This is a genomic window from Stutzerimonas sp. FeSN7 (assembly GCF_030263795.1).
GTDB classification, from domain to species: domain Bacteria; phylum Pseudomonadota; class Gammaproteobacteria; order Pseudomonadales; family Pseudomonadaceae; genus Stutzerimonas; species Stutzerimonas stutzeri.
In genome coordinates this window covers 25,999-51,212 of record NZ_JARPMN010000002.1, presented here as the reverse complement: position 1 = coordinate 51,212, position 25,214 = coordinate 25,999, and the positions used below count along the sequence as shown (strand labels likewise).

Sequence of the window (25,214 nt, the reverse complement as noted above, 5' to 3'; positions counted from 1 at the left end):
GGCGGCGGTTCGGCGTATCCTTGCCGGCACTTCTGCTCAGCCGTCGCAAGGTCGCCATGCCCGTCTACGTCGAATCCGTCACCCAGCCCAGCCCGCAGGATCTAACCGATCTGGCGAAAATCTACGCCGATGCCCCCGAATGGCTGCTGACGCCCTATGCCAGCGCCGAAGCGCTGATCGCGGCGGCGCTGGCCGATGGCAGCCTGATCGCCGGGCGCTTCAATGACCGTCTGCTCGGCGCCGCCCTGCTGCAGCGCAGCGACGATGCCTGGCGCCTGTCACACCTGTGCGTACGCAAGCTCACCCGCAAGCGCGGCGTCGGCCGCCGGCTGCTGGAGGAGACCCAGCGTCAGGCCAGTGAAGCCGGCAAACCGTTGCGCCTGGCGGCTCCGGCCGGTCATCTGGAAGCCAGCGCCCTGGCCGCGCGTACGCATCTGCCGCTGGACCCGCTCTGAGCCACTCCTTGGCTACCCGGCGCTCGCGGCGTCAGGCCTGATCACTGCCACAGGGCGCACCTGCCCTGTACGGCGGCCAGCTGCGGAACCCGCACCCGCAACGGTACTCCAACGCCGACCGCGTTCCCGACAAGTGCAGGCACGGGGCTATACTCGGCACCTTTCAGATCGCTCATCTACAAGGACTCGTCCATGAAATCGCTCGGCAAAATCCTGGGTCTGGTCTTTCTCGGGCTGTTGCTGATCCTGGTGGCGGCAGGCTTCGCCCTGACCCACCTGTTCGATCCCAACGACTACAAGGACGAGATCCGCGACCTGGCACGCAGCAAGGCCGGCGTCGAACTGGACATCAAGGGCGACATCGGCTGGAGCCTGTTCCCCTGGCTCGGCCTGGAACTGCACGAGACCACCCTGGCCAGTGCGCAGACACCCGCGCAACCGTTCGCCGATCTACGCATGCTCGGTCTCTCCGTGCGGGTGATGCCGCTGCTCAGCCGCGAAGTGCAGATGAGCGATATCAAGGTGAACGGCCTGAACCTGACGCTCAGCCGTGATGAACAGGGTCGCGGCAACTGGGAAGGCGTCGGCCAGCCGACCGGTCGCAGCGAACAGGCTGGCGAAACCCCGAAAGCTGCCGAGCCGCAAACCGAACAGCGCGAAGAGGCATCGCCTGCACGCAAGCCGCTCACGCTGGATATCGACAGTCTTACCGTCAGCGATGCACGGGTCACCTACCACGACGCCAAGACCGGCCAGCAATACAGCGCCGAAAGCATCGAGCTCACGACCGGCGCGATCCGCGAGGGCAGCTCGATCCCGGTGAAGCTCAACGCGTTCTTCGGCAGCAACCAGCCGGTGATGCGCGCGCGTACCGAGCTGCAAGGTGCACTGCGCTTCGACAACCAGCTCAAGCGTTACCAGTTCGAAGACATGCGCCTGTCCGGCGAGGCTTCCGGCGAACCGCTGCAAGGGCAGACGCTGACCTTCAGCGCCCAGGGCCAGCTGCTGGTCGATCTCGCCGCGCAGATCGCCGAATGGAACAGCCTCAAGTTCACCGCCAACCAGCTGCGCGGGCTGGGTGAGCTGAAGGCGCGTGATCTCGACAAGGAAGCGAAGATCAGCGGCGCGTTGACGGTCGCGCAGTTCAACCTGCGCGAGTTCCTCCAGGGCACCGGCCAGAAACTGCCGGCCATGGCCGATGGCAATGCGCTGAACAGGGCCGAGCTGGTCAGCCGGCTGAGCGGTACGGCCAACAGCCTGGCGCTGGAAGAACTTACCCTCAAGCTCGATGACAGCACCTTCACCGGCCGCATCGCCATCAGCGACTTCGCCCGCCAGGCGCTGCGCGTCGATCTCAAGGGTGATCGGCTGAATCTCGACCGCTACCTGCCGCCGCCAAGCAAGGACGAGCCGGCCGGCGCCGCGCGCAAGAGCGAAGTGAAGAACACCCAGGCCGCCGCGGTCGGCAGCGGCAGCACCCCGCTGCCCAACGCACCGACCCAGCAGGCCTGGAGCGAGGCCTCGGTGCTGCCGCTGGATCAGCTGCGCAAGCTCGACAGCGAGGTCAGCCTGGCCATCGGCAGCCTGACCGCCATGCAACTGCCACTGGAGGGCTTCAACCTCAAGGCCCGAGCCCGCAACGGCCAGCTGAACCTGCAGGAACTGCGCGGCGGCCTCTACGGCGGACGCCTGGACAGCAGCGCCAGCCTCGACGTGCGCCAGGCCCAGCCGCTGCTGACGCTGCAGAACCGCTTCAACGGCGTGCCAATCGAGCGCCTGCTGGAAAGCCAGGGCGAAGAGGTGGTGGTCAAGGGTCTGCTGAACCTGGATGCCGACCTGCGCACCCAGGGCAACAGCCAGAAGGCCTGGGTCGACAACCTCAACGGCAAGGTCGGCTTCATCATCGACAACGGCGTGCTGGTCGATGCCAACCTCGAGCAGCAGCTTTGCCGCGCCATCGCCACGCTCAACCGCAAGCCGCTGTCCAGCGAGCCACGCAGCAAGGACACCCCCTTCCGCGAACTCAAGGGCAACCTGACCCTGCGCAACGGCTTGGCCAGCAACCCCGACCTCAAGGCCAGCATCCCCGGCCTGACGGTCAATGGCAACGGCGATGTCGACCTGCGCGTGCTGGGCATGGACTATCGCGTCGGCATAGTCATCGAAGGCGACAAGGGCGCCATGCCGGACCCTGCCTGTCAGGTCAACGAGCGCTACGTCGGCATCGAGTGGCCCCTGCGCTGTCGCGGCCCGCTGGAGCTGGGCGCCAAGGCCTGCCGTTTCGACAATGACGCCCTCGGCAAGATCGCCGCCAGGCTGGCCGGCGAAAGGCTCAACGAGAAGATCGAGGAGAAGCTCGGCGACAAGGTCAGCCCGGAACTCAAGGACGCCCTCAAGGGCCTGTTCAAGCGATGAGCCCGGAGCAGTTCGGCGCGGCGGTCCTCGACTGGTTCGACCGCCACGGCCGCAAGGACCTGCCCTGGCAGCAGAACATCACGCCGTACCGGGTCTGGGTGTCGGAGATCATGCTGCAGCAGACCCAGGTCAGCACCGTGCTCGGCTACTTCGACCGCTTCATGGAAGCGCTGCCTACCGTCGAGGCGCTCGCCGCGGCCGAGGAAGATGAAGTGCTGCATCTTTGGACGGGCCTCGGCTACTACAGCCGCGCACGCAATCTGCACAAGACCGCCAAGCGCGTGGTTACCGAATACGGCGGCATATTCCCCGCGGATGTCGACAAGCTCGCCGAGCTTCCCGGGATAGGCCGATCGACCGCCGGCGCCATCGCCAGCATCAGCATGGGTCTGCGCGCGCCGATTCTCGACGGCAACGTCAAACGCGTGCTGGCCCGCTACGTTGCCCAGGACGGTTATCCCGGCGAGCCGAACGTGGCCCGCCAGCTGTGGGAGGTGGCCGAGCGCCTCACCCCCCGGCAGCGGGTCAACCATTACACCCAGGCGATGATGGACCTTGGCGCCACGCTGTGCACGCGCAGCCGCCCGAGCTGCCTGCTCTGCCCGCTCAAGGACGGCTGCCGCGCCCATCTGCTCGGGCGCGAAACCGACTTCCCGGTACCCAAGCCGCGCGAGGCGCTGCCGCAAAAGCGCACGCTGATGCCGCTGCTGGCCAATCGCGACGGCGCCATCCTGCTCTACCGTCGCCCGTCGAGCGGGCTCTGGGGCGGGCTCTGGAGCCTGCCGGAACTGGACGACCTCGCTGCCCTCGATCCTCTGGCCGAACGGCATGCGCTGCAGCTGGAAGACCGTCGCGAACTGCCAGGGTTGACCCACACCTTCAGCCATTTCCAGCTGGCCATCGAACCCTGGCTGATCAGGGTCAAGACCGCGCCCGACGCCGTGGCCGAGGCGGACTGGCTCTGGTATAACCTCGCCACCCCGCCGCGCCTCGGCCTTGCCGCGCCGGTAAAGACACTGCTCAAGCGCGCCGCCGCTGAATTGAATGCAGGAGAGACCTCATGACCCGCACCGTGAACTGCCGCAAGTACAACCAGGAACTCCCCGGCCTCGAGCGCCCGCCGTTTCCGGGCCAGAAAGGCGAGGACATCTACAACAACATCTCCAGGCAGGCCTGGGACGACTGGCAGAAACACCAGACCATGCTGATCAACGAGCGCCGCCTGAACATGATGAACGCCGAGGACCGCAAGTTTCTCCAGGGCGAGATGGACAAGTTCTTCTCCGGCGAGGACTACGCCAAGGCCGAAGGCTACGTGCCACCCAGCGAATAACCGCCCGGCTGCGCTAAGCGCCCGTCCGGATTAAATATTTTCCGGGCCGCGCTTGACAGGCAAAAGGCAAATCCGTCTAATAGCGCCCCGTTGCCCAGGTAGCTCAGTCGGTAGAGCAGGGGATTGAAAATCCCCGTGTCGGCGGTTCGATTCCGTCCCTGGGCACCACCTTTCGTTTTCAGGTGGTGTCAGCATCACCCGAAAGCCCACAAGAAGCCCGCCTAGTGCGGGTTTTTTTTGTTGCCTGCAATTCAGCCGAATCGGCTGCACAGCCAATGGAATTCTTCCGCGCAGCTGCCGCCGGGGCCCAACGTGACCATCTGAGACCTGGCTCCGGTTCGGCCGGTGATCAGCCTGTTACCCTCGCCGGCCCCAACCGAAGCGATCGCTCCCATGCTGCGCTGTGTACTCGCCGCCCTGCTGCTCACCGCCCTTCCCGCGTCCGCGCAAACAACCGACTGCCGGGTGATCGGCATTGCCGATGGCAACGTCTTCAGTTGCCGTACCGCCGAGGGCGATCGGCTCAGGGTACGGATGGCCGAGATCGATGCACCGGAGCTCAAGCAGCCGTATGGCGCCCAGGCCCGTCAGGCACTTTCCGGCTATGTGTTCGGCAAGAACGTTCAGCTCACGGTCCAGGGTCGCGACGACCAGGGGCGAACCCTGGCTCGCGTCAGGGCCGGGGACACCGACGTCAACGCCGAGATGGTCCGAACCGGCACTGCCTGGGCATATCGTGCTCAACTGAAGGACCGCGCCCTGCTCGATCTCGAGGCGGTCGCCCGGGAGTTCAAGCGGGGCCTCTGGGCGTTGCACAAGACCGAACAGCAACCGCCATGGGAATGGCGCAAGGAAATGCGCAGCGCCAGGCGCTAGACAACCCGCACCTCGCAAACCGGCGTAACCCGCAGACTCGCCCCGGCCGCTCGATCCGCGACACCGTCACCGGGGGTCGCGCTGTGGCGCCCGACGCGCTAGCCTGACGCTCACGGACGGAGCGCACCTGCTGCTGTCGCCGCGCCGGGAACCTCGACCATGGCCATACGCCGAATTGCACTCTGGATGGCGCTAGCCCTGGCAGTCGGCGACAGCCATGCCGAACAGCTGCGCTTCGTCACCGAAGACTTCCCGCCATTCACCTACGCAGCCACGCATAAGACTGACAACGACAGGGCCGCCGGGCCCTTCGTCGAGATCGTCGAAGCCGTCTGCGCGCGGATGGGTATCGACTGCCCGATCCAGCTGCTGCCCTGGCGCCGCGCGCTGGCCCTGGCCGAGGCGGGTGAGGTGGACGGCATTTTCACCGTGATCCGCTCGCCGGAACGCGAACGCGCCTTCCACCTCACCCGCATGTTGGCGACCTCGCGCTACGGCGTGTATGCACGCGGCGCCAGCGGCTTCGTGTTTCATCGCGCACAAGACCTGGCTGGCCGCACCGTTGCGGTGTACGGCCCATCCGGTACCTCGTTCGTATTGAGCGAACATCTGGCCCAGGTGGACGACGTGCAGATGATTCTGGAGTCGGACAACCGCCGCCTGATGCGCATGCTGCAGGCCGGACGCTTTGGCGGACAGGGCGTGGCGGTGGTCAACCAGGATGTGGCCTGGCACCTGATCGAGCAGGAGCGGCTGGTGGATATCCACGAAGCGGGTGAGCTGCAAAGCGTTTCCTACGCCATCGGGCTTTCCCGCGTGGCAGTGAGCGAGACACGCTTCCAGCGTTTCGACGATGCCCTGGAGGCACTGATCGCCGATGGCAGCATCGCGCGCATCCTGCGCCGACACGGGCTGCAGCCTGCCCTCTAGCGGCCACGGCCGCCCCGATCGACCTTCCATCGCATCTTTTCGCTGAATCATTCGGCGCTTCGGGCCGTCTACCCAGAAGGCAGCGTTCGGGCAATCCGGAGGTTTCGCCGCGTACATCCCGCTCATCACCCGCTCAAACGGAGGCTGACCGCCCATGGACGCCGCTAGGAAATTGCCCAAGGCCATCATTCTGTTTCCCGTGTTCATTCCTGCGGTGGTGATCACGCTGCTGCTGGTGATCGGCACGGCGAGCAATCCGGAACTGGCCGGCGAGCTGTTCGATTCGGTGCTGGCATACATCACCCGCACCTTCGGCTGGTTCTACATGCTGTCGGTGGCGTTCTTCCTGGTGTTCATCGTCGGCATCGCCCTGACCAAATGGGGCAACATCAAGCTCGGGCCGGACCACTCCGAGCCGCAGTACAGTTTCCCTGCCTGGTTCGCCATGCTGTTCTCCGCCGGCTACGGCATCGCCCTGCTGTTCTTCGGTGTCGCCGAGCCGGTGCTGCATTATTCGACGCCACCGGCCGGCGCGCCGGAGACGGTGGATGCCGCCAAGCAGGCCATGCAGATCGCCTTCTTCCACTGGGGCTTTCACATCTGGGGCATCTTCGGCATCGTCGGCCTGGCGCTGGCCTATTTCGCCTTCCGCCATGGTCTGCCGCTGTCGCTGCGCTCGGCGCTGTATCCGCTGATCGGCGAACGCATTTACGGGCCGATCGGCCATTTCGTCGACGTGCTGGTAATCCTCGGCACGCTGTTCGGCATCGCCACCACGCTCGGCCTGTCGGTCACCCAGATCAACGCCGGCCTGAACTATCTGTGGGACGTACCAGTGGACATCACGGTGCAGGTGATCACCATCGCCATCATCACCTGCATGGCCATCGCCTCGGTGGTCGCCGGGCTCGACAAGGGGGTGAAGAACCTGTCGCTGCTCAACATCGTGCTGGCCACGGTGCTGATGCTGTTCGTGCTCGCAGTCGGCCCGACCATCTTCATCCTGGAGACCTTTCTGCAGAACACCGGCAGCTACCTGAACAACATCGTCGAGCGCACCTTCAACCTGCAGGCCTACAGCCGCAGCGACTGGATCGGCAACTGGACGCTGTTCATCTTCGGCTGGACCATCTCCTGGTCGCCCTTCGTCGGCTTGTTCATCGCCAAGATCAGCCGTGGTCGGACCATCCGCCAGTTTGTCTTCGGCGTGATGATCGTGCCGACCATGTTCACCTTCTTCTGGTTCTCGGTGTTCGGCGACACGGCCCTGCACCTGATCATGGTCGAGGGGTACAACACGCTGATCCAGGATGTGCAGGCCGACCACGCGGTGGCGCTGTTCAAGCTGTTCGAGCTATTGCCCTGGACCACACTGACCTCGATCCTCGCGGTGCTGCTGATCGTGACCTTCTTCGTCACCTCCTCGGACTCCGGCTCGCTGGTAATCGACTCCATCGCCGCCGGCGGCGCCATCCATACGCCGACCTGGCAGCGCGTGTTCTGGGCGACGATCGAAGGCGTGGTGGCCTCCGTGCTGCTGCTCGCCGGAGGCCTCAGCGCGCTGCAGACCATGGCCATCGCTGCCGGCCTGCCGTTCTGCATCCTGATGATGCTGATCGCCTTGGGCATGTGGCGGGCGCTGGTGATCGAGGGGCATCAGCTGAGCCTGCAGACCCACGTGCAGACCGCCAACCGGCAGAGCGCAGCAGCCGGCCCGGGCGTGTGGAAGAAGCGCCTGGCCGGGCTGGTCACCTTTCCCAGCCGCGAGGAGGTGGAAGGTTTCATGGCCAGTACCGTGCTCAAGGGCATGCGCCGCGTGCAGCGTGGTCTGACCGAGCAGGGCTGGCCGGCCGAGGTCCAGGTAGACGAAGCCAATTCGCGCCTGTATCTGGAGGTGATCAAGGACGACCAGCTCGACTTCGTCTACGAGATCCGCCTGATCAGCTACGCCATGCCGGCTTTCGCCCAGCCACAAAGCCCGGACGGCGACGAGCACTACTACCGCGCCGAGGTGTTCCTGCGCCGTGGTGGGCAGTCCTATGACATTTATGGCTATGACCAGGCAGAGATCATCAGCGACATCCTCGATCAGTTCGAGAAGTACCTGCACTTCCTGCATATCTCGCCCGGCAGCCTGCCGTGGAAGATGGACGAACACGACGAAATGCTTGGTAACGAATCGGAGCCGCCGAAGGTCGCGCCGCAGTAGGGGCCGGTCGACGGCGGCCCGGCGCAGACGATACGAAGCCGCCAGCGAAAACGGTGGTTGACGACAGATGGCAGCTTTTCGATGCCCACAGCCCGTGCGCCTCGCTTTATCGGCGCTTGGCGCATGCCGCGGTGCATGCTAGGTTTGCGCCTCGCCAGGATGGCGAGCAGTTCGCGCGGAGCGCACCAACAGAATATCCGGACCCTGGCGGCCATCGCCGGTCTGAAAGAGGACCCTTCATGGCCGAGGCCATCCCTGCACTGGAAATCCGCAACCTGCACAAGCGCTACGGCGATCTGGAAGTTCTCAAAGGCATCTCGCTGACCGCCCGTGACGGCGATGTGATTTCCATCCTCGGCTCTTCAGGCTCCGGCAAGTCCACCTTCCTGCGCTGCATCAACCTTCTGGAAAACCCCCACGAGGGCGAGATCCTGGTGGCCGGCGAGCAGCTCAAGCTCAAGCGCGACAAGCAGGGTGACCTGGTCGCCGCCGACGGCAAGCAGCTCAACCGGATTCGCAGCGAGCTGGGCTTCGTGTTCCAGAACTTCAACCTCTGGCCGCACATGACCATCCTCGACAACATCATCGAGGCGCCGCGCCGCGTGCTGGGCCAGAGTAAGGCCGAAGCCACCGAGGTGGCCGAAGCCCTGCTGGCCAAGGTCGGCATCGCCGACAAGCGCCACGTCTACCCCAATCAGCTTTCCGGTGGCCAGCAGCAGCGCGCGGCGATCGCCCGCACGCTGGCGATGCAGCCCAAGGTGATCCTGTTTGACGAGCCCACCTCGGCGCTGGACCCGGAAATGGTACAAGAAGTGCTTGCGGTGATCCGGTCGCTCGCCGAGGAAGGCCGGACTATGCTGCTCGTCACCCACGAAATGAATTTCGCCAAGCAGGTATCCAGCGAAGTGGTGTTCCTCCACCAGGGTCTGGTCGAGGAGCAGGGAACGCCCGAGCAGGTATTTGACAATCCTCAATCGGCGCGCTGTAAACAATTCATGTCCAGCCATCGCTAATGGAGCAACACCGCATGAAGAGCTATAAGAAGATCCTGCTGACCGCTGCTGCCTCGCTGATCATCGGCACCCAGGCATTCGCGGCGGAAAAACTACGGATTGGTACCGAAGGCGCCTACCCACCCTTCAACCTGATCGACGCCAGCGGCAAGGTGGTCGGCTTCGATCTGGATATCTCCCACGCGCTGTGCGCCAAGATGAAGGTCGAGTGCGAGGTGGTTACCTCTGATTGGGACGGCATCATTCCGGCGCTGAACGCCGGCAAGTTCGACTTCCTCGCCGCCTCCATGTCGGTCACCGAAGAGCGCAAGAACGCCGTCGACTTCACCGACCACTACTACACCAACAAGCTGCAGTTCGTGGCGCCGAAGAACGTCGACTTCAAGACCGACGAGAGCTACCTGAAAGGCAAAGTGATCGGTGCGCAGCGCGCGACCATCGCCGGCACCTGGCTGGAAGACAACCTGGATCGCGTCGTCGACATCAAGCTCTACGACACCCAGGAAAACGCCTATCTGGACCTGGCCTCCGGTCGCGTCGACGGCATCCTGGCTGACACCTTCGTGCAGTGGGAATGGCTCAAGAGCGATGCCGGCAAGAACTTCGAGTTCAAGGGCGAGCCGGTATTCGATGACGACAAGATCGCCATCGCCGTGCGCAAGGGCAACGATGAACTGCGCGAGCGGCTGAACAAGGCATTGGCGGAGATCATCGCTGACGGCACCTACAAGCAGATCAACGACAAGTACTTCCCGTTCAGCATTTACTGATCCAACCGAGCCGAAGCCCGGTCGCCAGCCTTCTGGCCGACCGGGCTTCGGTGTTTGAGCTTCTATGATTCCTGACCTTCACGGATTCGGTCCGGCCCTGCTCGCCGGCACCTGGATGACCATCCAACTGGCCCTCGCCTCCCTGGCGCTGGGGCTGGTGCTCGGCCTGCTCGGCGCGCTGGCCAAGACGTCGCCTTACAGCGCCCTGCGCTGGATCGGCGGCACCTACTCGACCATCGTGCGCGGCGTACCCGAATTGCTCTGGGTGCTGCTGATCTATTTCGGCACCATCAACCTGATTCGCGGCCTTGGCGAACTGTTCGGCATCGCCAACCTGGCCCTGAGCCCGTTTGCCGCCGGCACCATCGCCCTCGGCCTGTGCTTTGGCGCCTATGCCACCGAGGTGTTCCGCGGTGCGCTGCTGGCCATTCCCAAGGGCCATCGTGAAGCCGGCCTGGCGCTGGGCCTGGGCAAGCGCCGTATCTTCCTGCGGCTGATCCTGCCGCAGATGTGGCGCCTGGCCCTGCCGGGCCTCGGCAACCTGTTCATGATCCTGATGAAGGACACCGCGCTGGTCTCGGTGATCGGTCTCGAGGAGATCATGCGCCGCTCGCAGATCGCGGTGACCGCCAGTAAGGAACCCTTCACCTTCTTCCTGGTGGCGGCCTTCATTTACCTGTGCCTGACCATCGTTGCCATGATCGGCATGCACTTCCTCGAAAAACGTGCCGGCCGCGGCTTCGTGCGGAGCGCAGCATGACCTGGGAAATCTTCATCAAATGGCTGCCGAGCTTCATCGACGGCGCCTGGCTGACCCTGCAACTGGTCGGCGTGTCGGTCATCACCGGACTGATCCTCGCCGTACCGCTGGGCATTGCCCGTTCTTCCCGGCACCTGGCGGTGCGGGCATTGCCTTACGGCTACATCTTCTTCTTCCGCGGCACGCCGTTGCTGGTCCAGCTGTTTCTCGTGTACTACGGCATGGCGCAGTTCGACATCGTGCGCCAAAGCGCGCTCTGGCCGTACCTGCGTGACCCCTACTGGTGCGCGATCATCACCATGACGCTGCACACCGCGGCCTACATCGCCGAGATCATCCGCGGCGCGATCCAGAACGTGCCCCATGGCGAAGTCGAAGCCGCCCGCGCGCTGGGCATGTCGCGCAGCCAGGCACTGCTGCACATCATCCTGCCGCGCGCTACGCGCATCGGCCTGCCGGCCTACAGCAACGAGGTGATCCTGATGCTCAAGGCCAGCGCGCTGGCCAGCACCATCACCCTGCTGGAACTGACCGGCATGGCGCGCAAGATCGCCGCCCGCACCTACCTGCACGAGGAAATGTTCCTCACCGCCGGCCTGATCTATCTGCTGATCGCCTTCGTGCTGATGCAGGGCTTCAAACTGCTGGAGCGCTGGCTGCGGGTCGACGCCTGCCAGGGACGCTGATTCCCGCACTGCCTCCTTGCGCAAGGAGGCAGTGACCCTTTCTGAATCCCGCCTTTACTCTGCGGTCAGACTCAGATCCCGAACCCTTACGAGATTCCCCATGCCTGTCGATATCCAACGCATCGAAATGAACCAGCTCGCCTGCTGGCGAGTACGCCGCGGTGAGGACGAACTGCTGATCGCCGAACAGGGCGCGCAGATCCTCAGCTATCGCCAGGGCGATGCGCCGCCGATCATCTGGCTCAGCGAGGATGCCGCCTTCGAACAGGGCCAATCGGTACGCGGTGGCGTACCCGTGTGCTGGCCATGGTTCGGCGATCTGGCGCGCAACCCACAAGAGGTCCAGGCGAGCTACCACGGCGAGCAACCCGCGCCCTTCCACGGCCTGGTGCGCGCCCTGCCCTGGCAATTGCGGGAGCAGCGCGGCGAAGGCGATACGGCGATTCTCGAGTTCCACTGCCCGCAGGCGCTCGGCGCACTGCCGGGCTGGCCTCACCGGGTCGAACTGACACTGCAGATCCGCCTGGCCGACGAGCTGGAGCTCAGCCTCAGCAGCCGCAACGTTAGCACGCAGGCAGTCACCATCAGCCAGGCCCTGCACAGCTACTTCGCCGTCGGCGACATCCATCAGGTTCGCGTCGAAGGCCTGGCCGGCTGCGCCTACATCGATACGCTGCTGGATTGGCAGCAGCGCCAGCAGCAGAACGGAGACCTGGCGTTCAACGGCGAAACCGACCGCATCTACTTGCAGCTCCCGACAACGTTGAGGCTCGTCGACCCGGCATGGAAACGCAGCATCCAGCTGACCACCCGAGGCTCGCGATCAGCGGTGCTGTGGAACCCCTGGATCGACAAGGCCAAGCGCCTGTCCAGCTTCGCCGACGACGCCTGGCAGCGCATGGCCTGCATCGAGACAGCCAACGTGCTGGACGACGCCGTGGTCTTGCAGCCGGGCCAGCAGCACCTGTTGGGCGTATCCGTCACCGCAATCCCCGCGCGCTGAAGAGTCGCTTAGTCATGCAGTACTAGCTGTCTAGGAGCTGACTCCGCGAACGGATGTGCGGGGTAACCGTTCGGCAGCCAAACGCTGGCGGCCGATGAACGGGCGCGGATTAAGCCCGCTGAAGTGACAAAATGACATCACAGCTGCGCCTGCAGCCTTTCGATGATCAGAGTCACTCACATGCCCGCCAATCGCCGCTATTCCATCATCCTCGAACACTCCGGGCAGGTCCTGCTGGAGCAGGCCTCGCTTGAGCAGGTCGAGGCGTTCTGGGATGCCAATGACGAAACCTATTTCGGCTTGCGTATCGAGGACGCCCAGAGCGAACACGCACGCGTGTACGTCACGGACGAGATTCCGGAAGACGAAGAACTCGCCCTGCCCTGATCGCCTGCACTGCTCCGCTTTCGCGCCCCGCCTGAGTACGAGTTCGGCATAATCGTCTGCCCGACCGCGGAGCAACGGCCATGCAGATCGACGAAGAGCTGACCCTGAAGAAGCTGGAAGTGTTTCTGGCCTTCATGCGCAGCGGCAATCTGGGCAAGGCCGCGGTCGAGCTGAACACCAGCAACGTCAGCGTGCATCGCGCCATCCACTCGCTTGAAAGCGCGTTGCGATGCCCGCTGTTCAAGCACGAGGGGCGCAACCTGATTCCGCTGGAAAGTGCCTATGTACTCGAAGAGCGTGCCCAGCAGCTGGTCAAGGACGTGCTCGAGACGGTGCGGCGTACCCGCGAAGCGGCCGGTTTCTCGGCCGAGCGCTTCAAGCTCGGTGCGCTCTACTCGCTGACGGTGAAGACCGTGCCGCAGCTGATCATGGGCCTGAAGCTGCGCCGCAGCGAGCTCAACATCGACCTGATCCTGGGCTCCAACGTCGACCTGCTCTACAAGCTGAAGAACATGGAGCTGGACGCCATTCTGGTGTCACTCAACGAGAGCGTCGCCGACCCGGACTGTGCCCAGGTGCAGCTGTTTTCCGACGACATTTTCCTCGCCGCGCCAGCCGACTCGCCGTTCGCCAACCAGAGCGAAGTGGATCTCAGCGATCTGCGTGACGCCACTTTCATCACCCTGTCCCAAGGCTTCGCCACCCATCAGGACGGCAACCGGGTGTTCCAGCTAGCGGGTTTCGAGCCGAAGGTGGCGATGCAGGTGAACGACATCTTCACGCTGCTCAGCATGGTCAATTCCGGGGTCGGTTACGCGCTGCTGCCGGGGCGGGTGGGCATGGTCTACGAATCGCGGGTGCGATTGATACCGCTGCAGGCGCGCTATCACCTGCAGCAGCACATCGGCGTGGTGTTTCTAAAGGCCAAGGAGCGCGACCCGAACCTGCTGGCGCTGCTCGCCGAATGCCGGATGTATGCCCGGCGCGCGCTGGAGCAGAACGAGGATGCCAAGCCTGAAACGACGTAGGGTGGAAAACCCGCGCAGCGGTTTTCCACGTGTTGGCATATGGCCAGCCGGATCGGCATGATCGGCGCCGCAGTGGTGGAAGAGGCTTCGCCGTCTTCCACCCTACGACTGCATGACTAGGCGACGGCTGTCTGCCCGGATGCCACCGGAGCCGGCCGGCCCAGGCTTTGCGCCACCACGTCGCCAACCATATCCGCGGTAATCGCGCTCAGCGTCCAGCCCAGGTGCCCATGGCCGGTGTTGTAGAACACGCAGGGCGAGCTGCCGCGGCCGACCTTGGGCATCATGTTCGGCATCATCGGGCGCAGGCCGGCCCAGGGCACCACGCTGCGGGTGTTGACGCCGGGGAAGCACTGGTTGACCCACTCCACCAGCGGGCGGATGCGATCGGCGCGGATGTCACGGTTGTAGCCGTTGAACTCGGCGGTTCCGGCGACGCGGAAGCGGTCGTCGCCCAGGCGGCTGCTGACCAGCTTGGTTTCGTCGTCCAGCAGGCTGACGGTCGGAGCCGAGGCGCGGCTGACCTCGTCGGTCAGGTTGACGGTGATCGAGTAGCCCTTGACCGGGTAGATGTTCACCCGGTCGCCGAGCTGGGCTGCCAATGCACGGCTGGCGGTGCCGGCGCAAACCACCAGGCCGTCGAACTCCAGCCGCTCGTCACCGCCAACGCCAGCGAGGATCACGCTGGCACGTTTGCCGTCGCTGGCCACCGACTTCACGTCGGCACCGTAGCGGCAGCGCACGCCAAGCCGCTCGATGGCGGTGGCCAGGCCGTGGGTGAACTTGTGGATATCACCGGTGGAGTCGCATTCGGTGTAGTAGCCGCCGTAGTAGCTGCCAGCCAGGGTTGGCTCGATGGCGCGCATCTCCTCGGGCGTCACGCTGCGCCGCGGCAGGCCGCCTTCGGCGAGCAGGCGCGAAACCTCAGCGGCATGATCGAAGCCGGCCTTGTCGCGGTAGATGTGCAGGATGCCTTTCTTCTTCAGGTCGAAGTCGATGCCTTCGGCTTCGGCCCAGGCGAACAGATGCTCGCGCGCGGCGATGGCCAGCCGAGCGGTCTCGACCGTGTTCTTGCGGTAGTTGGGGATCGAGCCGATGAACTCGGCGAACCAGGAGAGCTTGTGCCAGCTGGGCTTGGGGTTGACCAGCAGCGGCGCGTCGCTCTTGAGCATCCACTTGAGGCCCTTGACGATCGTCGACCAGTGGTTCCAGACCTCGGCATTGGACGCCGACAGCTGGCCGCCATTGGCGAACGAGGTCTCCATGGCCGCGTAGCGGTGCTTTTCCAGCAGGGTGACCGAGAAGCCGCGCTTGGCCAGGGCATAGGCGGTGGTGACGCCGGTGATGCCGCCACCGATGACTGCGATTGTTTTCATTGTTGCGCTCCAGAACGTCGAGGGGTCATAGCCCGTGCGCCCAACGCGCGGCGGGCGCCCCCTCTGTTCTGGACCTGAGAGATTCACGAGCGCATGACGGCTCGCTTGCTCCTTCGGTGCGCCCGGCGACGAAAACCGGGCGGCTCTTCAGAGTTTCAGCGGTGGTAGCGGTCCTTTTGCCTGAGAGTTTCCGGGGCGGTTGCTCCTTCGGCGCTGCCCTGACGGCAGTCTCTCCCGCTAGCCCATCGATGCGCGCCACTGGCCAACTGTGGCAAATGGTCGCGCATCGCAGGTGACACCCTGCCAGAAAAAAGCGCCGCTGTAACCCCCCGAATGCCGGCCGCCAGTCCGCTCGCGACGAGAATGCCGAGCGGTCGCGCCGCGCCCTCAGACCCGGAAGCGCGCCGCCAGGGCCTGCAGCTCGCCGCCCAGACGGGCCAGCTGCACGGTCGAGGCCGCGGTCTGCTGGGCAGCGGCGGCCGACTGGTCAGCCACATCGCGCACGCTGAGCACGCTGCGGTTGATGTCCTCGGCCACCGAACTCTGCTCCTCCGACGCGGTAGCGATCTGCAGGTTCATCGCCTGGATGGTGGAGATGGTGCGGGTGATGGCCTGCAGCTCCTCGCCGACATCCCGCGCCAGGCTGACCGTCTCGTCGGCCAGCCCGCGGCTGCTGTCCATCAGCGACGAGGCATGCAGCGCACCCTTCTGCAGGTTGCCGATCAGCTCCTCGATCTGCGCCGTGGACTGCTGGGTACGCTGCGCCAGGCTGCGCACCTCGTCGGCGACCACGGCGAAACCACGCCCGGCATCACCAGCACGGGCCGCCTCGATGGCCGCGTTCAGTGCCAGCAGGTTGGTCTGTTCGGCGATGCCATTGATCACCGTGAGCACCGTGCTGATCCCTGCGGTCTCGCGGTTCAGCTGGGCCATGGCTTCGGCAGACAGGCCCACCTGGGAGGACAGCCGGTCGATCTGCGCCAACGCCCGTTGCACCACAATGTCGCCCTGAGCCGCCTGGCGGTCGGCGTGCTGGGCGGCACTGGAGGCCTCGTCGGCGTTGCGCGCCACCTCCTGCACGGTCGCTGCCATCTCGTGCATGGCAGTGGCGACCTGATCAGTCCCCAAGCGCTGGCTCTGGATACCGGCGCTGGTCTGCTCGGTCACCGTGGACAGCTCTTGCGCCGCACTGGCCAGCTGGCCGGTGATGGCGCTGATCCGGCCGATCAGGTCGCGCAGGCTGCCGCGGGTGCGCTCCAGCGCATCGAGCAGCTGACCGAACTCGTCGCTGCGCGGCTGCCGCGGCTGCTCGGTCATATCGCCTGCGCCGATGCGCTCGGCAATGCGTACCGCCTGCGCCAGCGGTTGCGTCAGCTGACGCACGATCAGCCAGCTGATGACCAGCCCCAGGGCTATCGCCAGCAGCGTGATGGCAAGCAGCAGGGCCTTCTTCTCGCCGGCTTCGGCGCTGCGTCGCTCGGTCTGCGACTGCACGATTTCATTGGTGTTGCGGTAGATGCTGTCGAAGATTTCCTGCATCTCCTGACGCGCCTGCACCTGAGCGGCGACGATGGGCGGCAGCTGGCCGAACTGGCGGATGTAGGTCGCCACCGAGTCACGCAACGGCTGCAGGTCCACGCCGGGTGAGCCGGCCAGCTGGGCATCGAGCCTGTCGACCGCCGCCTGCAACGTGCTGAACTGTTGCTGCAATTGCTGCAGCGACTGCTCGGTCTCGGTCATCAGATAGCCGCGCACCATGAAGCGCACCATGCGGTTGTGCTTGGAGACTTCTCCGGCCTGCAGGCCGATGGCTGCGCTACGAGTATCCTCATGCAGGACCGGCGCGTCCGGTGTGCCGGCCCAGCGTGCCTCCAGCGCGGCGATCAGCGCATCCGAGGTGTTGCCGGCTTCGACCCAGCTGCTGCGGGTCTTCACCTTGCGCTCCCAGAGCGCCGCCAGATCGAGGAAGCGCTGGCGGTAATGCTGCACGTCGGCGGCGATCGCCTGCAGGCGCTGCAGATCCTGTGGATCGCTGAATTCCCCCTTCTGCTGCTGCACCAGTTCGACGATGCGCGCGACCGACTGCTCCACCGCTTCGACATGCAGCGGATCGCCGCGGGTTTCGAAACTGACCTGCGCGTAGCGAATCCGGTTGGCCTCATCCAGCAGGCGGGCCGCACTCTGCGCCCTGTCGCTGCGGGAGATCAGCGCGTCCATGCCGTAACTGCCGATCAGGGCGACGGCCAGGGTCAGCGCCAGAACGGCGGCGAAGCCGAGGGCCAGTTTGTGGCTGACCTTGAGAGTGTTCATCTTTCGACCTTCCTTGATGAACGCAAGCGCGCCCCGATGGGGGCGCGTTGCGGATGACGGCAAGTGACGACGGGAACGGCTCAGCCGAGCAGCCCGCGCATGACGAAGAACAGCAGTGATGGCCCGAGCAGGCAGCCCAGTGCGGTGTAGAACGCCGCGGTCAGGCAGCCGTAGGGCACCAGCTTCGGATCGGTGGCCGCCAGGCCGCCGGCCACGCCGCTGGAAGTGCCGATCAGGCCGCCGAAGATCACCGCCGAGCGCGGGTTGTTCAGCCCGATGTAAGGCGCGACGAAGGGCGTGGCGACCATCACCACGATCGCCTTGACCAGCCCCGCCGCGATCGACAGCGCCATCACTTCCGAGCTGGCGCCGATCGCCGCCCCGGTGACCGGCCCGACGATGTAGGTCACAGCGCCCGTGCCGATGGTGGTCAGGCTGACCGCATCGGTGTAGCCGAACGCCATGGCCACCGCCACGCCTGCCACGAACGAGGCGAGCACGCCGATGAACAGCGCGAGCACGCCGACCATCCCGGCCCGCTTGAGCTCTTCCACGCTGACGCCGAAGCCGGTGGCGACGATGGCGAAATCACGCAGCATGGCGCCGCCGAGCAGGCCGATGCCGGAGAACAGGGCGATATCCACCAGGCCTTTCTGCCCGCCGGTGACCACGCCGCCGATGTACGACAGCAGGAGGCCGATCAGGATCGCCACCGCCGAGCCATGCAGACGGCCCTTGGTGAGCTTGTCCGACAGCCAGTAGGAGATCCACATGGTCGCGCCGATGATGGCGAAGCCGCTGATCAGGCCATAGCCGGTGATCACTTTCATGAGGGATTCGTACATGGCCGTTACCCCCGTGCGCTGCTGGTGAGCGGCTTGGCTTGATCCACCGGATCGCTCGGATCGGACGGGGCGGCCTCAAGCTTTTTTCGGCCGATCCGGTCCAGTACCGGCACCAGGGCGAAGGCCAGCGCAACCGCGGCGACGCCGGCGAGGATCGCCATCGGGCCACCAGCCAGGGCGCCGTAAACGTTCTGCTGCGCGGCCATGGCGACCACGATCGGGATGTACACGGCGCTCCAGAACTTGATGCCCTGCTCGGACTCCGGATTGAACAGACCGCGTTTTTTCAGATAGCTGCCGATGAGGATCAGCAGCACCATGGCGATACCCACGCCGCCGACGTTGGCCGGCACGCCGATCGCCTTGCCGAGCAGCTCACCGACAAAGATGCCGGTGAGGGTACACAAGGCCAGAAAGGCCACACCAAAGATGATCATTGTTCTTGTCCTTTTGGTTGCGCTGCAGCTTGCAGAGGGCTGAGCGCGTGTTGTCGAGGTAGTTGTTTTTATCCATCGATCAGCCGGCGAGTTAAGGCTTGCTCGCGCTGAATGTGCACGCGGTCTATCGGCTCTGGCTGCCCTCCTGACGCAGCAAGGCGTCCAGTGTGTCCAGCCGGGCGCCGTCGAAGGCAACCAGCGTACCCTGTTCGAAAACCCGCCGTGCCAGCCCGGTCAGCACCTGGCCTGGCGGCAGTTCGATGTGCAGCCGCACCCCGCGCTCGTAGGCGGTGCGCAGGGTGCCGTGCCAGTCGACGACGCGGCACATGTTGAAGGCCAGGTCGTCGCGCAGGCGCTCAGCGTCGAACAGCGGACGCGCCGACGAGCCGCTGAGGTAGCGAATCCGCGGGGCGCGCACCTCCACCTCGGCGAAGGCATCCGCCAGCCGCCGTGCCGGCTGCTCGAGCAGCGCGCAATGCGAGGGCACGCTCATCGCCAGGCGCCGCGCGCAGGAGGCGCCCAGCGCCTTGGCCCGCGCCGCGACCGTGGCCATGGCGGCATCGCTGCCGGCGATGACGATCTGGTTGTCGGCGTTGATGTTGCCCAGGTGAACCGGGCCCTCGGCTTCGGCCAGCAGCGACTCGACCGTGCCCAGCGCCAGGCCGAGGATGGCAGTCATGCCGTAGCCCTCGGGATAGGCCTGCTGCATCAGCTCGCCGCGCAGGGCGACCAGGCGCAGGGCGTCGGCGAACGTCAGCGACTCGGCGACAACCGCCGCGGCATAGGCACCGATGGACAGCCCGGCGACGTAGTCCGGCCGCTGGCCATCGCGCATCAGCAGGCGCGCTCCGGCGACACCGGCGATCAGCAGGCAGAGCTGCACCGCGCGGGTCGATTGCAGCGCCTCGGCCGAATCGAGCAGCAGCGCATCCTCGCCGAGCACGGCATTGGCCTCGGCCAGGGTCGCGGCGACTTCCGGCGCCTCGGGCAGCCGTTGCAACATGCCGGGCTTTTGCGCGCCCTGACCGGGAAAGGCGAACAGGCTGCTCATGCGGCCCGCTCCGCAGCCCAGGGATCGCTCACCAGACGCGGTCCTTCGGCGGTCTTGACCAGCACCCGTGCGGCGCCACCGGCCCATTCGCCGAGCGCCACACCGCCCAGCGGGGTTTCCAGTTGCAGGTCGACACGGCAGGCGCGGCCTTCGAGCAGCTGCAGCAGCGGGCGCGCCTCGCTGCGCGGCAGCGGCCGTTCGGCCCTGAGCAGCAGGTCCAGATCGCTGTCCGGATGCGCCGCCGACAAGCCGGTGGCGAGCTGGAAGCCGGCCGAGCCGGTGACACCCCAGGCATGGCCGAGGGCATCGAGCAGCGGACGCAGGCCAGCCAGCACGCGGAACACCGGCAGGTCTTCGCTGGCGCGACGATCGAGCAGCTGCTCCGGCGTCAGCCGATGGCTGATCGCGGCGATCGGCATCAGCGCGGCCAGACGCTGGTCTCGCGTGGCCCCACGCAGGCCGACCGCTACCTGCCCTGGCGCGACGACGGCACGACGCACCACCACCGGCTGGCCAGCGGCGAGCACGGCCACCGCCCAGGCCGGGGCATCGGCCGGCAACTGCTCGGGACGCATACCCCAGAGCAGGTCGTGGGGGCGAGGTGTGTCGTGCATCTACAGCCTCCTCGTGATTGTTGTTGTCGAGTCGCTGACGGGTTCGGCGAATACGCCGCTCAGGTGTTCGCTACCATTGCGCGCGCAACAGTTCGCGCACCCGCGACGACGCCTCGCGATTCGGCGCGCCGAGACGGCCGCGCAGATCGCTGCTGCCGCCGATGTCCGCGACGGCCTTGGCGAGACAGTCGCGCACACGCGCCAGGTCATCCGCCGAGGGCTGCTCGATGCTGTCCACGGCGAGGGTTTCCCAGAGCAGGCCGAGGGTCGCGTAGTTGTCGATGTCGTAGGCCATTGGCGGCACCGATTCGGCCAGGGCTTCCAGCTCCTCGACGCTGCGCAGGGTGATGCGCGCCGCGGCGGCCTTGCCCATGGCATGCACCATCACGCCCGGATCGCGCAGGGCGATGATCCGCTGGGCCTGATAGCCATGAGCGAGAAAGGCGCCGGACATGGCCTTGCCCACCAGCAGCGCGATCACCGGGTGCCCGGCCAGCCGTGCGCGGGCATAGCCATCCACCGCGCCGGCGAGGGCCTGATGAATGCCGAGGGCTTCTTCGCGGCGGCCATAGGCCTGGCTCGGCACGTCGACCACGGCGACCACCACACGCTTGTCCGCCTTGTCGCGATCGGCCGCAATCACCTCGTCCAGCGCCTGGCCCAGAGCCCAGCCTTCGAGCAGACCGACCTCGCCATTGCGCGCGCGCGGGAAGGGACTCTCGGCGTCCGGCACCACGGCGATATAGCGGGCGGCGCGCTCACCGAGCGTGCCGTCGACCACCTTCACCGAGGCCGGATAGCCCGCCAGTGCCTGACCGCCGGCCAGGGCTTGCAACCAGTTCAGTCCACGGCTCATTGGGCATCTCCTTCGTAGAGGGCTCGCACGGCGGCAGCATCGAGCTGCGTGCGGGTGTCGACGTCGGCCAGGCGCTGGAGGTACCAGGCGTGGCGGCGGCTGCGCGGCTGCAGCGGCTTGCCGAGGGCGAACAGTTCGTGCAGTTGCGCGCGGATGGCGTCGGTGTCGTCGGCCACGTAGGCGTCCACCAGACCCGAGGCATAGCGTTGCTCGCCACCGGTCAGGCTCCAGATGAAGGGCCGGTCGCGCGAGTCGTACTCGTCGAGCCCGGCTTCCTGCTCGATCACCTGCGGGCCATTGAGGCCGACGCGGGCTTCGCGGGTGACGACCAGGTAGCTGCACAACCCGGCGGCGATGGACATGCCACCGAAGCAGCCGACGGAACCGGCGACCACGCCGATCACCGGCTGGTAGTCGCGCAGCTCGACGATGGCCGCCTGGATCTCGGCAATGGCAGCCAGGCCCAGGTTGGCTTCTTGCAGACGCACGCCGCCGGTTTCCAGCAGGAGCACGGCGCGGGTCGGGATGCCGTTGCGGTTGTCTTCAGCAGCCAGTTCCAGTGCGCCGGCGATCTTCGCGCCGCCGACTTCCCCCATGCTGCCGCCCTGGAAGGCGCCTTCGATGGCGGCGATCACCGCTGGCTGGCCGTCAAGGGTGCCCTTGGCGACCACCACGCCGTCGTCGGCCTGGGTGACGATGCCCTGCTTCGGCAGCCAGGGCGAGGTGACGCGATCGAACGGATCGAGCAATTCGCGGAAGCTGTCCTCGTCCAGCAGTGCGCGGGCACGCTGGCGGGCACCGAGTTCGACGAAGCTGCGCGACTCGAGTAAACGGGCCACGGTGTTAGCGGACACATCAGTCATGGCCGACTTCCTCCAGTCCCTGCTCCAGGCGCAGACGCACTACGCCGGGCGTGGCCCCAAAATCGTGAATATCGATGTTCAATGCCGGTGGCGTCTGCTCGCGGAACATCCGCTCGAACAGGCTCTTCCAGCGTTGCTCGGCACCATTGACCGAGGTGACTACCTGGATCGCCAGCTTGCCGGCCTGGCCGGGTTCCAGCAGCACTTCCAGGTCGCCCGAGCCGACCACGCCGACCAGGGCCTTGCCGCGGGCGGGTTGCCCGGCGGCGAATTCGAAAGACAGGGTTTCCATGTTCAGTTGCTCCCAGTCGGCGCCGGCGCATGCGGCGCCAGACGGTCGAGGAAAAGGGTGGCGGCCAGGAGGTCGGCGGCGCCCCCCGGCGAGGCGTTGAGGGCGAGCATGTCGCGATCGAGCAGGCGCAGCTGGCGACGACCGGCGAGGCTGGCGGCACCACCGGCTTCGAGCACGGCGCGGGCACCGGCCTGCATGCGGGTCAGCCCTTCAAGACCGGCGCGATGCAGCACGCAGGTGTCGGTCAGGCTGCTCATGATCGCCAGCAGTGCATCGAGCCTGGCGTTCTGCTCGCCGGCGCCGGCGCGGCGACTGGCCAGGAGTTGCGGCAAGCCGTGCTCCATGACCGCGGGAAAGCCGTGCTGCGCCTGTTCGCGGGCGCCGAGCACGCCGTAGCGACGGCAGACCCGCGCGCCATGGCTGTCCGGGTTGTGCGGCGCGGCCGGGTCGTCCAGCCGCGCCAGGGCGGCCGCGCTGGCGGCGATCCCGCCGGCCGAAGCGCCGCTTTCCAGCATGGCCGCCGCGCTGAGCAGCCCCAGCGCCCAGATCGCGCCGCGATGGGTGTTGACCCCTGCGGTGACGCGCAGCATCTCCGCTTCGCCGTCGCGGCCCAGCTGCCCGAGGGTTTCCCGCAGCGCCTGGCTGACCCGACCTTCGCTCCGCGCGGCATCGGCCATGGCGGCGAACGCCGGCCACAGCGACTGCGCCGAGGCGTGCATCAGCCCCAGGTGCAGATCGCTGTGCGCGCCACTGCCGCGTCGGTCGACCAGCCCCGGCTTGGGCGACAGGTCGGCCTCGTCGACCAGCGCCTGCACCGCCAGATCAGCCAGGCGCTCGGCCGCGGTCGGCGCCTGTCGTGCAATGAGTGCGCTCATCACCAGCTCCTGAACTTGGCAGGCGGGTTGTAGAGGCCGCCGGACCACTCGACCAGCTCGGCGATGCTCTTGGCGGCGAGCAGTTCGCGGGTGGCGTCGTTGCGGCGGATGCCGAGGTCTTCCGGCAGGGCGATCAGCCCTTCGCGGCGCATGCGCTCGGTGTCCTTCGGGTTGTGCCGCAGGCCGATGCTGGTGACGCCGGCCACCGCGGCGATCATCGCCTGGCGTTCCTCCAGCGAACGGGCCTTGTACAGGTAGGCGATGCCTTCCTCGGTGAGCAGGTGGGTGACGTCGTCGCCGTAGATCATGATCGGCGCCAGCGGCATGCCGCTCTTCTTCGCCACCTCCACCGCGTCGAGCTGCTCGACGAAGGTGGGTTTGCCGCCTTCCTGGAAGGTCTCGACCATCTGCACCACGAGCTTCTTGCCGCGCTCGAGCATGGTCACCGGGGCCTCGCCGCCGGGCATGGCCATGTCCAGCCAGGCCGGGGTCGGATGGCGGCGACCGCGCGGGTCGTGGCCCATGTTTGGCGCACCGCCGAAACCGGCCAGGCGCCCGCGGGTGACGGTGGAGGAATGCCCATCACCATCGACCTGCAGGGTGGCGCCGATGAACAGGTCCACGGCGTATTGCCCGGCCAGCTGGCACATCATGCGGTTCGAGCGCATCGAGCCGTCGCGGCCGGTGAAGAACACGTCCGGGCGCTGGGCGATGTAGTTCTCCATGCCCAGCTCGGTGCCGAAGCAATGCACGCTCTCGACCCAGCCAGTCTCGATCGCCGGGATCAGCGTCGGGTGCGGGTTGAGCGTCCAGTTGCGGCAGATCTTGCCTTTCAGGCCGAGGGATTCGCCGTAGGTCGGCAGGATCAGCTCGATGGCCGCGGTGTTGAAGCCGATGCCATGGTTGAGCGACTGCACGTTGTGTTTTTCGTAGATGCCGCGGATCGCCATCATCGCCATCAGCACGTGCACCGGCTTGATGTGGCGCGGGTCGCGGGTGAACAGCGGCTCGATGTAGAAGGGCTTGTCGGCCACCACGACGAAATCGACCCAGCTCGCCGGGATGTCCACGCGCGGCAGCTCGTCGACGATCTCGTTGACCTGGACGATGACGATGCCGTCGCTGAAGGCGGTCGGCTCGACCAGCGCCGGGGTGTCTTCGGTGCTGGGGCCGGTGTAGATGTTGCCGTGGCGATCGGCCTGGAAGCCGGCGACCAGCGCGACGTTGGGGATCAGGTCCACCAAGAGGCGCGAGTAGAGTTCGATGTAGGTGTGGATGGCGCCGACTTCCAGCAGGCCGTCCTCGAGCAGCTGGCTGATGCGCAGGCTCTGCGGACCGGCGAAGGAAAAGTCGAGCTTGCGCGCGATCTGCCGCTCGAACAGATCCAGGTGCTCGGCGCGGCTGACGCTCGGCATGATCATGTGCAGGTCGTGCAGCTTGCCGGGTCGGCCTTGGCCAGGGAGCGGGAGAGGAAGTCCGCCTGCTTCTGGTTGTTGCCCTCGAGCACCACGCGATCACCGGGGCGATCAAGAGTTCCAGGGCCTCGACGATCCGCTCGCTGGGCAGTACCACGCCATCGGCGAGGCTCTGCACCTGATCGAGACGACGGGCTTTTTCAGCGCGACGACGCGACCACTGCGGCGGTGGGGAGATTGTTGTTGTCATGGCGACTCCACAGTTTTTCCGCTTGTGGAGCGCACAGTAGGGACGTGACCGAAGGGTCATCAATCAAGCAGCGGATGCAATCGTTACGGTCAGGTTAACGATACGTCTGAACGGCCGGTTCGCGAGGCATGCAGCAGGCGCGGCGCGTTGCACGCCACGCCTCCT

General features: G+C 66.1%; 24 protein-coding genes, 1 tRNA gene, 1 pseudogene and 1 riboswitch. Of the genes and pseudogenes, 15 read left to right on the top strand and 11 right to left on the bottom strand.

All coding sequences use genetic code 11. The features are described from left to right. The first annotated feature begins 56 nt into the window (after positions 1 to 56). The 15 genes from panM (at position 57) to P5703_RS23025 (ending at position 13,865) form a co-directional block, all read left to right on the top strand. Positions 57 to 455 carry an aspartate 1-decarboxylase autocleavage activator PanM gene (gene panM, locus P5703_RS23095; protein WP_026006473.1) on the top strand — a complete coding sequence of 133 codons (399 nt, stop codon included), beginning with the start codon at positions 57 to 59 and terminating at the stop codon, positions 453 to 455. A gap of 192 nt (positions 456 to 647) precedes the next feature. Continuing rightward, on the top strand, positions 648 to 2,870 hold the full coding sequence (locus P5703_RS23090) for an AsmA family protein (RefSeq protein ID WP_285590432.1): 2,223 nt from the start codon (positions 648 to 650) through the stop codon (positions 2,868 to 2,870). Beyond that, complete coding sequence (gene mutY, locus P5703_RS23085) at positions 2,867 to 3,934, top strand: A/G-specific adenine glycosylase (RefSeq protein ID WP_197861069.1); 1,068 nt, start codon at positions 2,867 to 2,869, stop codon at positions 3,932 to 3,934. The genes P5703_RS23090 and mutY overlap by 4 nt, the downstream gene beginning before the upstream one ends. After that, positions 3,931 to 4,203 carry an oxidative damage protection protein gene (locus P5703_RS23080; RefSeq protein ID WP_011915101.1) on the top strand — a complete coding sequence of 91 codons (273 nt, stop codon included), beginning with the start codon at positions 3,931 to 3,933 and terminating at the stop codon, positions 4,201 to 4,203. The genes mutY and P5703_RS23080 overlap by 4 nt, the downstream gene beginning before the upstream one ends. A 92-nt stretch (positions 4,204 to 4,295) precedes the next feature. Continuing rightward, positions 4,296 to 4,371: transfer RNA gene (locus P5703_RS23075), tRNA-Phe, on the top strand. Positions 4,372 to 4,596: 225 nt separating this feature from the next. Beyond that, positions 4,597 to 5,079: a thermonuclease family protein gene (locus P5703_RS23070; protein ID WP_041755844.1), complete on the top strand. Its 483-nt coding sequence runs from the start codon at positions 4,597 to 4,599 to the stop codon at positions 5,077 to 5,079. Between the two features lie 186 nt (positions 5,080 to 5,265). Further along, positions 5,266 to 6,009, top strand: coding sequence for a substrate-binding periplasmic protein (locus P5703_RS23065; protein ID WP_011915103.1), 744 nt, complete (start codon positions 5,266 to 5,268; stop codon positions 6,007 to 6,009). Positions 6,010 to 6,163: 154 nt separating this feature from the next. Beyond that, the gene (locus P5703_RS23060; protein WP_011915104.1) at positions 6,164 to 8,218 is read left to right on the top strand and encodes a BCCT family transporter; all 2,055 of its coding nucleotides are present in this window, start codon (positions 6,164 to 6,166) and stop codon (positions 8,216 to 8,218) included. Between the two features lie 239 nt (positions 8,219 to 8,457). Beyond that, positions 8,458 to 9,231, top strand: coding sequence for an ABC transporter ATP-binding protein (locus tag P5703_RS23055; RefSeq protein ID WP_003281313.1), 774 nt, complete (start codon positions 8,458 to 8,460; stop codon positions 9,229 to 9,231). Between the two features lie 14 nt (positions 9,232 to 9,245). Then, a complete protein-coding gene (locus tag P5703_RS23050; protein WP_011915106.1) occupies positions 9,246 to 10,001 on the top strand; it encodes an ABC transporter substrate-binding protein in 756 nt (251 codons plus the stop codon). Between the two features lie 64 nt (positions 10,002 to 10,065). Next, positions 10,066 to 10,761 carry an ABC transporter permease gene (locus P5703_RS23045; RefSeq protein WP_011915107.1) on the top strand — a complete coding sequence of 232 codons (696 nt, stop codon included), beginning with the start codon at positions 10,066 to 10,068 and terminating at the stop codon, positions 10,759 to 10,761. Continuing rightward, on the top strand, positions 10,758 to 11,447 hold the full coding sequence (locus P5703_RS23040; RefSeq protein WP_011915108.1) for an ABC transporter permease: 690 nt from the start codon (positions 10,758 to 10,760) through the stop codon (positions 11,445 to 11,447). Before P5703_RS23045 ends, P5703_RS23040 begins: the two co-directional genes overlap by 4 nt. A 100-nt stretch (positions 11,448 to 11,547) precedes the next feature. Next, the gene (locus tag P5703_RS23035; protein WP_264886931.1) at positions 11,548 to 12,450 is read left to right on the top strand and encodes a D-hexose-6-phosphate mutarotase; all 903 of its coding nucleotides are present in this window, start codon (positions 11,548 to 11,550) and stop codon (positions 12,448 to 12,450) included. A 180-nt stretch (positions 12,451 to 12,630) separates the two neighbouring features. Further along, positions 12,631 to 12,837, top strand: a complete 207-nt coding sequence (locus P5703_RS23030; RefSeq protein ID WP_013984451.1) for a hypothetical protein — start codon at positions 12,631 to 12,633, stop codon at positions 12,835 to 12,837. A gap of 80 nt (positions 12,838 to 12,917) precedes the next feature. Then, a complete protein-coding gene (locus P5703_RS23025) occupies positions 12,918 to 13,865 on the top strand; it encodes a LysR family transcriptional regulator (RefSeq protein ID WP_011915111.1) in 948 nt (315 codons plus the stop codon). 116 nt (positions 13,866 to 13,981) lie between these two features. Here P5703_RS23025 and P5703_RS23020 read toward each other — a convergent pair whose 3' ends face one another. From P5703_RS23020 to mdcA, 11 genes and pseudogenes are all read right to left on the bottom strand, one after another. Further along, the gene (locus P5703_RS23020) at positions 13,982 to 15,241 is read right to left on the bottom strand and encodes a D-amino acid dehydrogenase (protein ID WP_011915112.1); all 1,260 of its coding nucleotides are present in this window, start codon (positions 15,239 to 15,241) and stop codon (positions 13,982 to 13,984) included. Positions 15,242 to 15,399: 158 nt separating this feature from the next. Then, positions 15,400 to 15,488, bottom strand: a riboswitch (glycine riboswitch). A 140-nt stretch (positions 15,489 to 15,628) separates the two neighbouring features. After that, positions 15,629 to 17,551: a methyl-accepting chemotaxis protein gene (locus tag P5703_RS23015; RefSeq protein ID WP_111481503.1), complete on the bottom strand. Its 1,923-nt coding sequence runs from the start codon at positions 17,549 to 17,551 to the stop codon at positions 15,629 to 15,631. 80 nt (positions 17,552 to 17,631) lie between these two features. Next, a complete protein-coding gene (madM, locus tag P5703_RS23010; protein ID WP_020308811.1) occupies positions 17,632 to 18,396 on the bottom strand; it encodes a malonate transporter subunit MadM in 765 nt (254 codons plus the stop codon). 5 nt (positions 18,397 to 18,401) lie between these two features. Further along, positions 18,402 to 18,833, bottom strand: a complete 432-nt coding sequence (gene madL, locus P5703_RS23005; RefSeq protein WP_111481504.1) for a malonate transporter subunit MadL — start codon at positions 18,831 to 18,833, stop codon at positions 18,402 to 18,404. 124 nt (positions 18,834 to 18,957) lie between these two features. Next, positions 18,958 to 19,884, bottom strand: coding sequence for a malonate decarboxylase subunit epsilon (gene mdcH / locus P5703_RS23000; RefSeq protein WP_111481505.1), 927 nt, complete (start codon positions 19,882 to 19,884; stop codon positions 18,958 to 18,960). Further along, complete coding sequence (locus P5703_RS22995; RefSeq protein ID WP_013984458.1) at positions 19,881 to 20,498, bottom strand: malonate decarboxylase holo-ACP synthase; 618 nt, start codon at positions 20,496 to 20,498, stop codon at positions 19,881 to 19,883. Before P5703_RS22995 ends, mdcH begins: the two co-directional genes overlap by 4 nt. Positions 20,499 to 20,568: 70 nt before the next feature. Beyond that, positions 20,569 to 21,354 (bottom strand): biotin-independent malonate decarboxylase subunit gamma, encoded by a 786-nt coding sequence (mdcE, locus tag P5703_RS22990; protein ID WP_264886941.1) that lies wholly within the window; start codon positions 21,352 to 21,354, stop codon positions 20,569 to 20,571. Beyond that, positions 21,351 to 22,217, bottom strand: a complete 867-nt coding sequence (locus tag P5703_RS22985; RefSeq protein WP_111481507.1) for a biotin-independent malonate decarboxylase subunit beta — start codon at positions 22,215 to 22,217, stop codon at positions 21,351 to 21,353. The genes mdcE and P5703_RS22985 overlap by 4 nt, the downstream gene beginning before the upstream one ends. Then, positions 22,210 to 22,509 carry a malonate decarboxylase subunit delta gene (locus tag P5703_RS22980; RefSeq protein WP_003281886.1) on the bottom strand — a complete coding sequence of 100 codons (300 nt, stop codon included), beginning with the start codon at positions 22,507 to 22,509 and terminating at the stop codon, positions 22,210 to 22,212. Before P5703_RS22980 ends, P5703_RS22985 begins: the two co-directional genes overlap by 8 nt. Positions 22,510 to 22,511: 2 nt before the next feature. Next, on the bottom strand, positions 22,512 to 23,384 hold the full coding sequence (locus P5703_RS22975) for a triphosphoribosyl-dephospho-CoA synthase (protein ID WP_285590410.1): 873 nt from the start codon (positions 23,382 to 23,384) through the stop codon (positions 22,512 to 22,514). Continuing rightward, positions 23,384 to 25,049 (bottom strand): annotated as a pseudogene (gene mdcA / locus P5703_RS22970) (malonate decarboxylase subunit alpha). Before mdcA ends, P5703_RS22975 begins: the two are co-directional and overlap by 1 nt. Between the last annotated feature and the right edge of the window lie 165 nt (positions 25,050 to 25,214).

What these genes read in the sequence shown, in the direction of transcription:
- P5703_RS23030 (WP_013984451.1), top strand. Translation starts at nt 12,631, where the DNA reads ATGCCCGCCAATCGCCGCTATTCCATCATCCTCGAACACTCCGGGCAG.
- mdcE (WP_264886941.1), bottom strand. Translation starts at nt 21,354, where the DNA reads ATGAGCCGTGGACTGAACTGGTTGCAAGCCCTGGCCGGCGGTCAGGCA.
- P5703_RS23070 (WP_041755844.1), top strand. Translation starts at nt 4,597, where the DNA reads ATGCTGCGCTGTGTACTCGCCGCCCTGCTGCTCACCGCCCTTCCCGCG.
- madM (WP_020308811.1), bottom strand. Translation starts at nt 18,396, where the DNA reads ATGTACGAATCCCTCATGAAAGTGATCACCGGCTATGGCCTGATCAGC.
- P5703_RS23060 (WP_011915104.1), top strand. Translation starts at nt 6,164, where the DNA reads ATGGACGCCGCTAGGAAATTGCCCAAGGCCATCATTCTGTTTCCCGTG.
- P5703_RS22975 (WP_285590410.1), bottom strand. Translation starts at nt 23,384, where the DNA reads ATGAGCGCACTCATTGCACGACAGGCGCCGACCGCGGCCGAGCGCCTG.
- mutY (WP_197861069.1), top strand. Translation starts at nt 2,867, where the DNA reads ATGAGCCCGGAGCAGTTCGGCGCGGCGGTCCTCGACTGGTTCGACCGC.
- P5703_RS23045 (WP_011915107.1), top strand. Translation starts at nt 10,066, where the DNA reads ATGATTCCTGACCTTCACGGATTCGGTCCGGCCCTGCTCGCCGGCACC.
- P5703_RS23015 (WP_111481503.1), bottom strand. Translation starts at nt 17,551, where the DNA reads ATGAACACTCTCAAGGTCAGCCACAAACTGGCCCTCGGCTTCGCCGCC.
- P5703_RS23020 (WP_011915112.1), bottom strand. Translation starts at nt 15,241, where the DNA reads ATGAAAACAATCGCAGTCATCGGTGGCGGCATCACCGGCGTCACCACC.
- P5703_RS22985 (WP_111481507.1), bottom strand. Translation starts at nt 22,217, where the DNA reads ATGACTGATGTGTCCGCTAACACCGTGGCCCGTTTACTCGAGTCGCGC.
- P5703_RS23040 (WP_011915108.1), top strand. Translation starts at nt 10,758, where the DNA reads ATGACCTGGGAAATCTTCATCAAATGGCTGCCGAGCTTCATCGACGGC.
- madL (WP_111481504.1), bottom strand. Translation starts at nt 18,833, where the DNA reads ATGATCATCTTTGGTGTGGCCTTTCTGGCCTTGTGTACCCTCACCGGC.
- P5703_RS23025 (WP_011915111.1), top strand. Translation starts at nt 12,918, where the DNA reads ATGCAGATCGACGAAGAGCTGACCCTGAAGAAGCTGGAAGTGTTTCTG.
- P5703_RS23065 (WP_011915103.1), top strand. Translation starts at nt 5,266, where the DNA reads ATGGCGCTAGCCCTGGCAGTCGGCGACAGCCATGCCGAACAGCTGCGC.
- mdcH (WP_111481505.1), bottom strand. Translation starts at nt 19,884, where the DNA reads ATGAGCAGCCTGTTCGCCTTTCCCGGTCAGGGCGCGCAAAAGCCCGGC.
- P5703_RS22995 (WP_013984458.1), bottom strand. Translation starts at nt 20,498, where the DNA reads ATGCACGACACACCTCGCCCCCACGACCTGCTCTGGGGTATGCGTCCC.
- panM (WP_026006473.1), top strand. Translation starts at nt 57, where the DNA reads ATGCCCGTCTACGTCGAATCCGTCACCCAGCCCAGCCCGCAGGATCTA.
- P5703_RS23080 (WP_011915101.1), top strand. Translation starts at nt 3,931, where the DNA reads ATGACCCGCACCGTGAACTGCCGCAAGTACAACCAGGAACTCCCCGGC.
- P5703_RS23090 (WP_285590432.1), top strand. Translation starts at nt 648, where the DNA reads ATGAAATCGCTCGGCAAAATCCTGGGTCTGGTCTTTCTCGGGCTGTTG.
- P5703_RS22980 (WP_003281886.1), bottom strand. Translation starts at nt 22,509, where the DNA reads ATGGAAACCCTGTCTTTCGAATTCGCCGCCGGGCAACCCGCCCGCGGC.
- P5703_RS23055 (WP_003281313.1), top strand. Translation starts at nt 8,458, where the DNA reads ATGGCCGAGGCCATCCCTGCACTGGAAATCCGCAACCTGCACAAGCGC.
- P5703_RS23035 (WP_264886931.1), top strand. Translation starts at nt 11,548, where the DNA reads ATGCCTGTCGATATCCAACGCATCGAAATGAACCAGCTCGCCTGCTGG.
- P5703_RS23050 (WP_011915106.1), top strand. Translation starts at nt 9,246, where the DNA reads ATGAAGAGCTATAAGAAGATCCTGCTGACCGCTGCTGCCTCGCTGATC.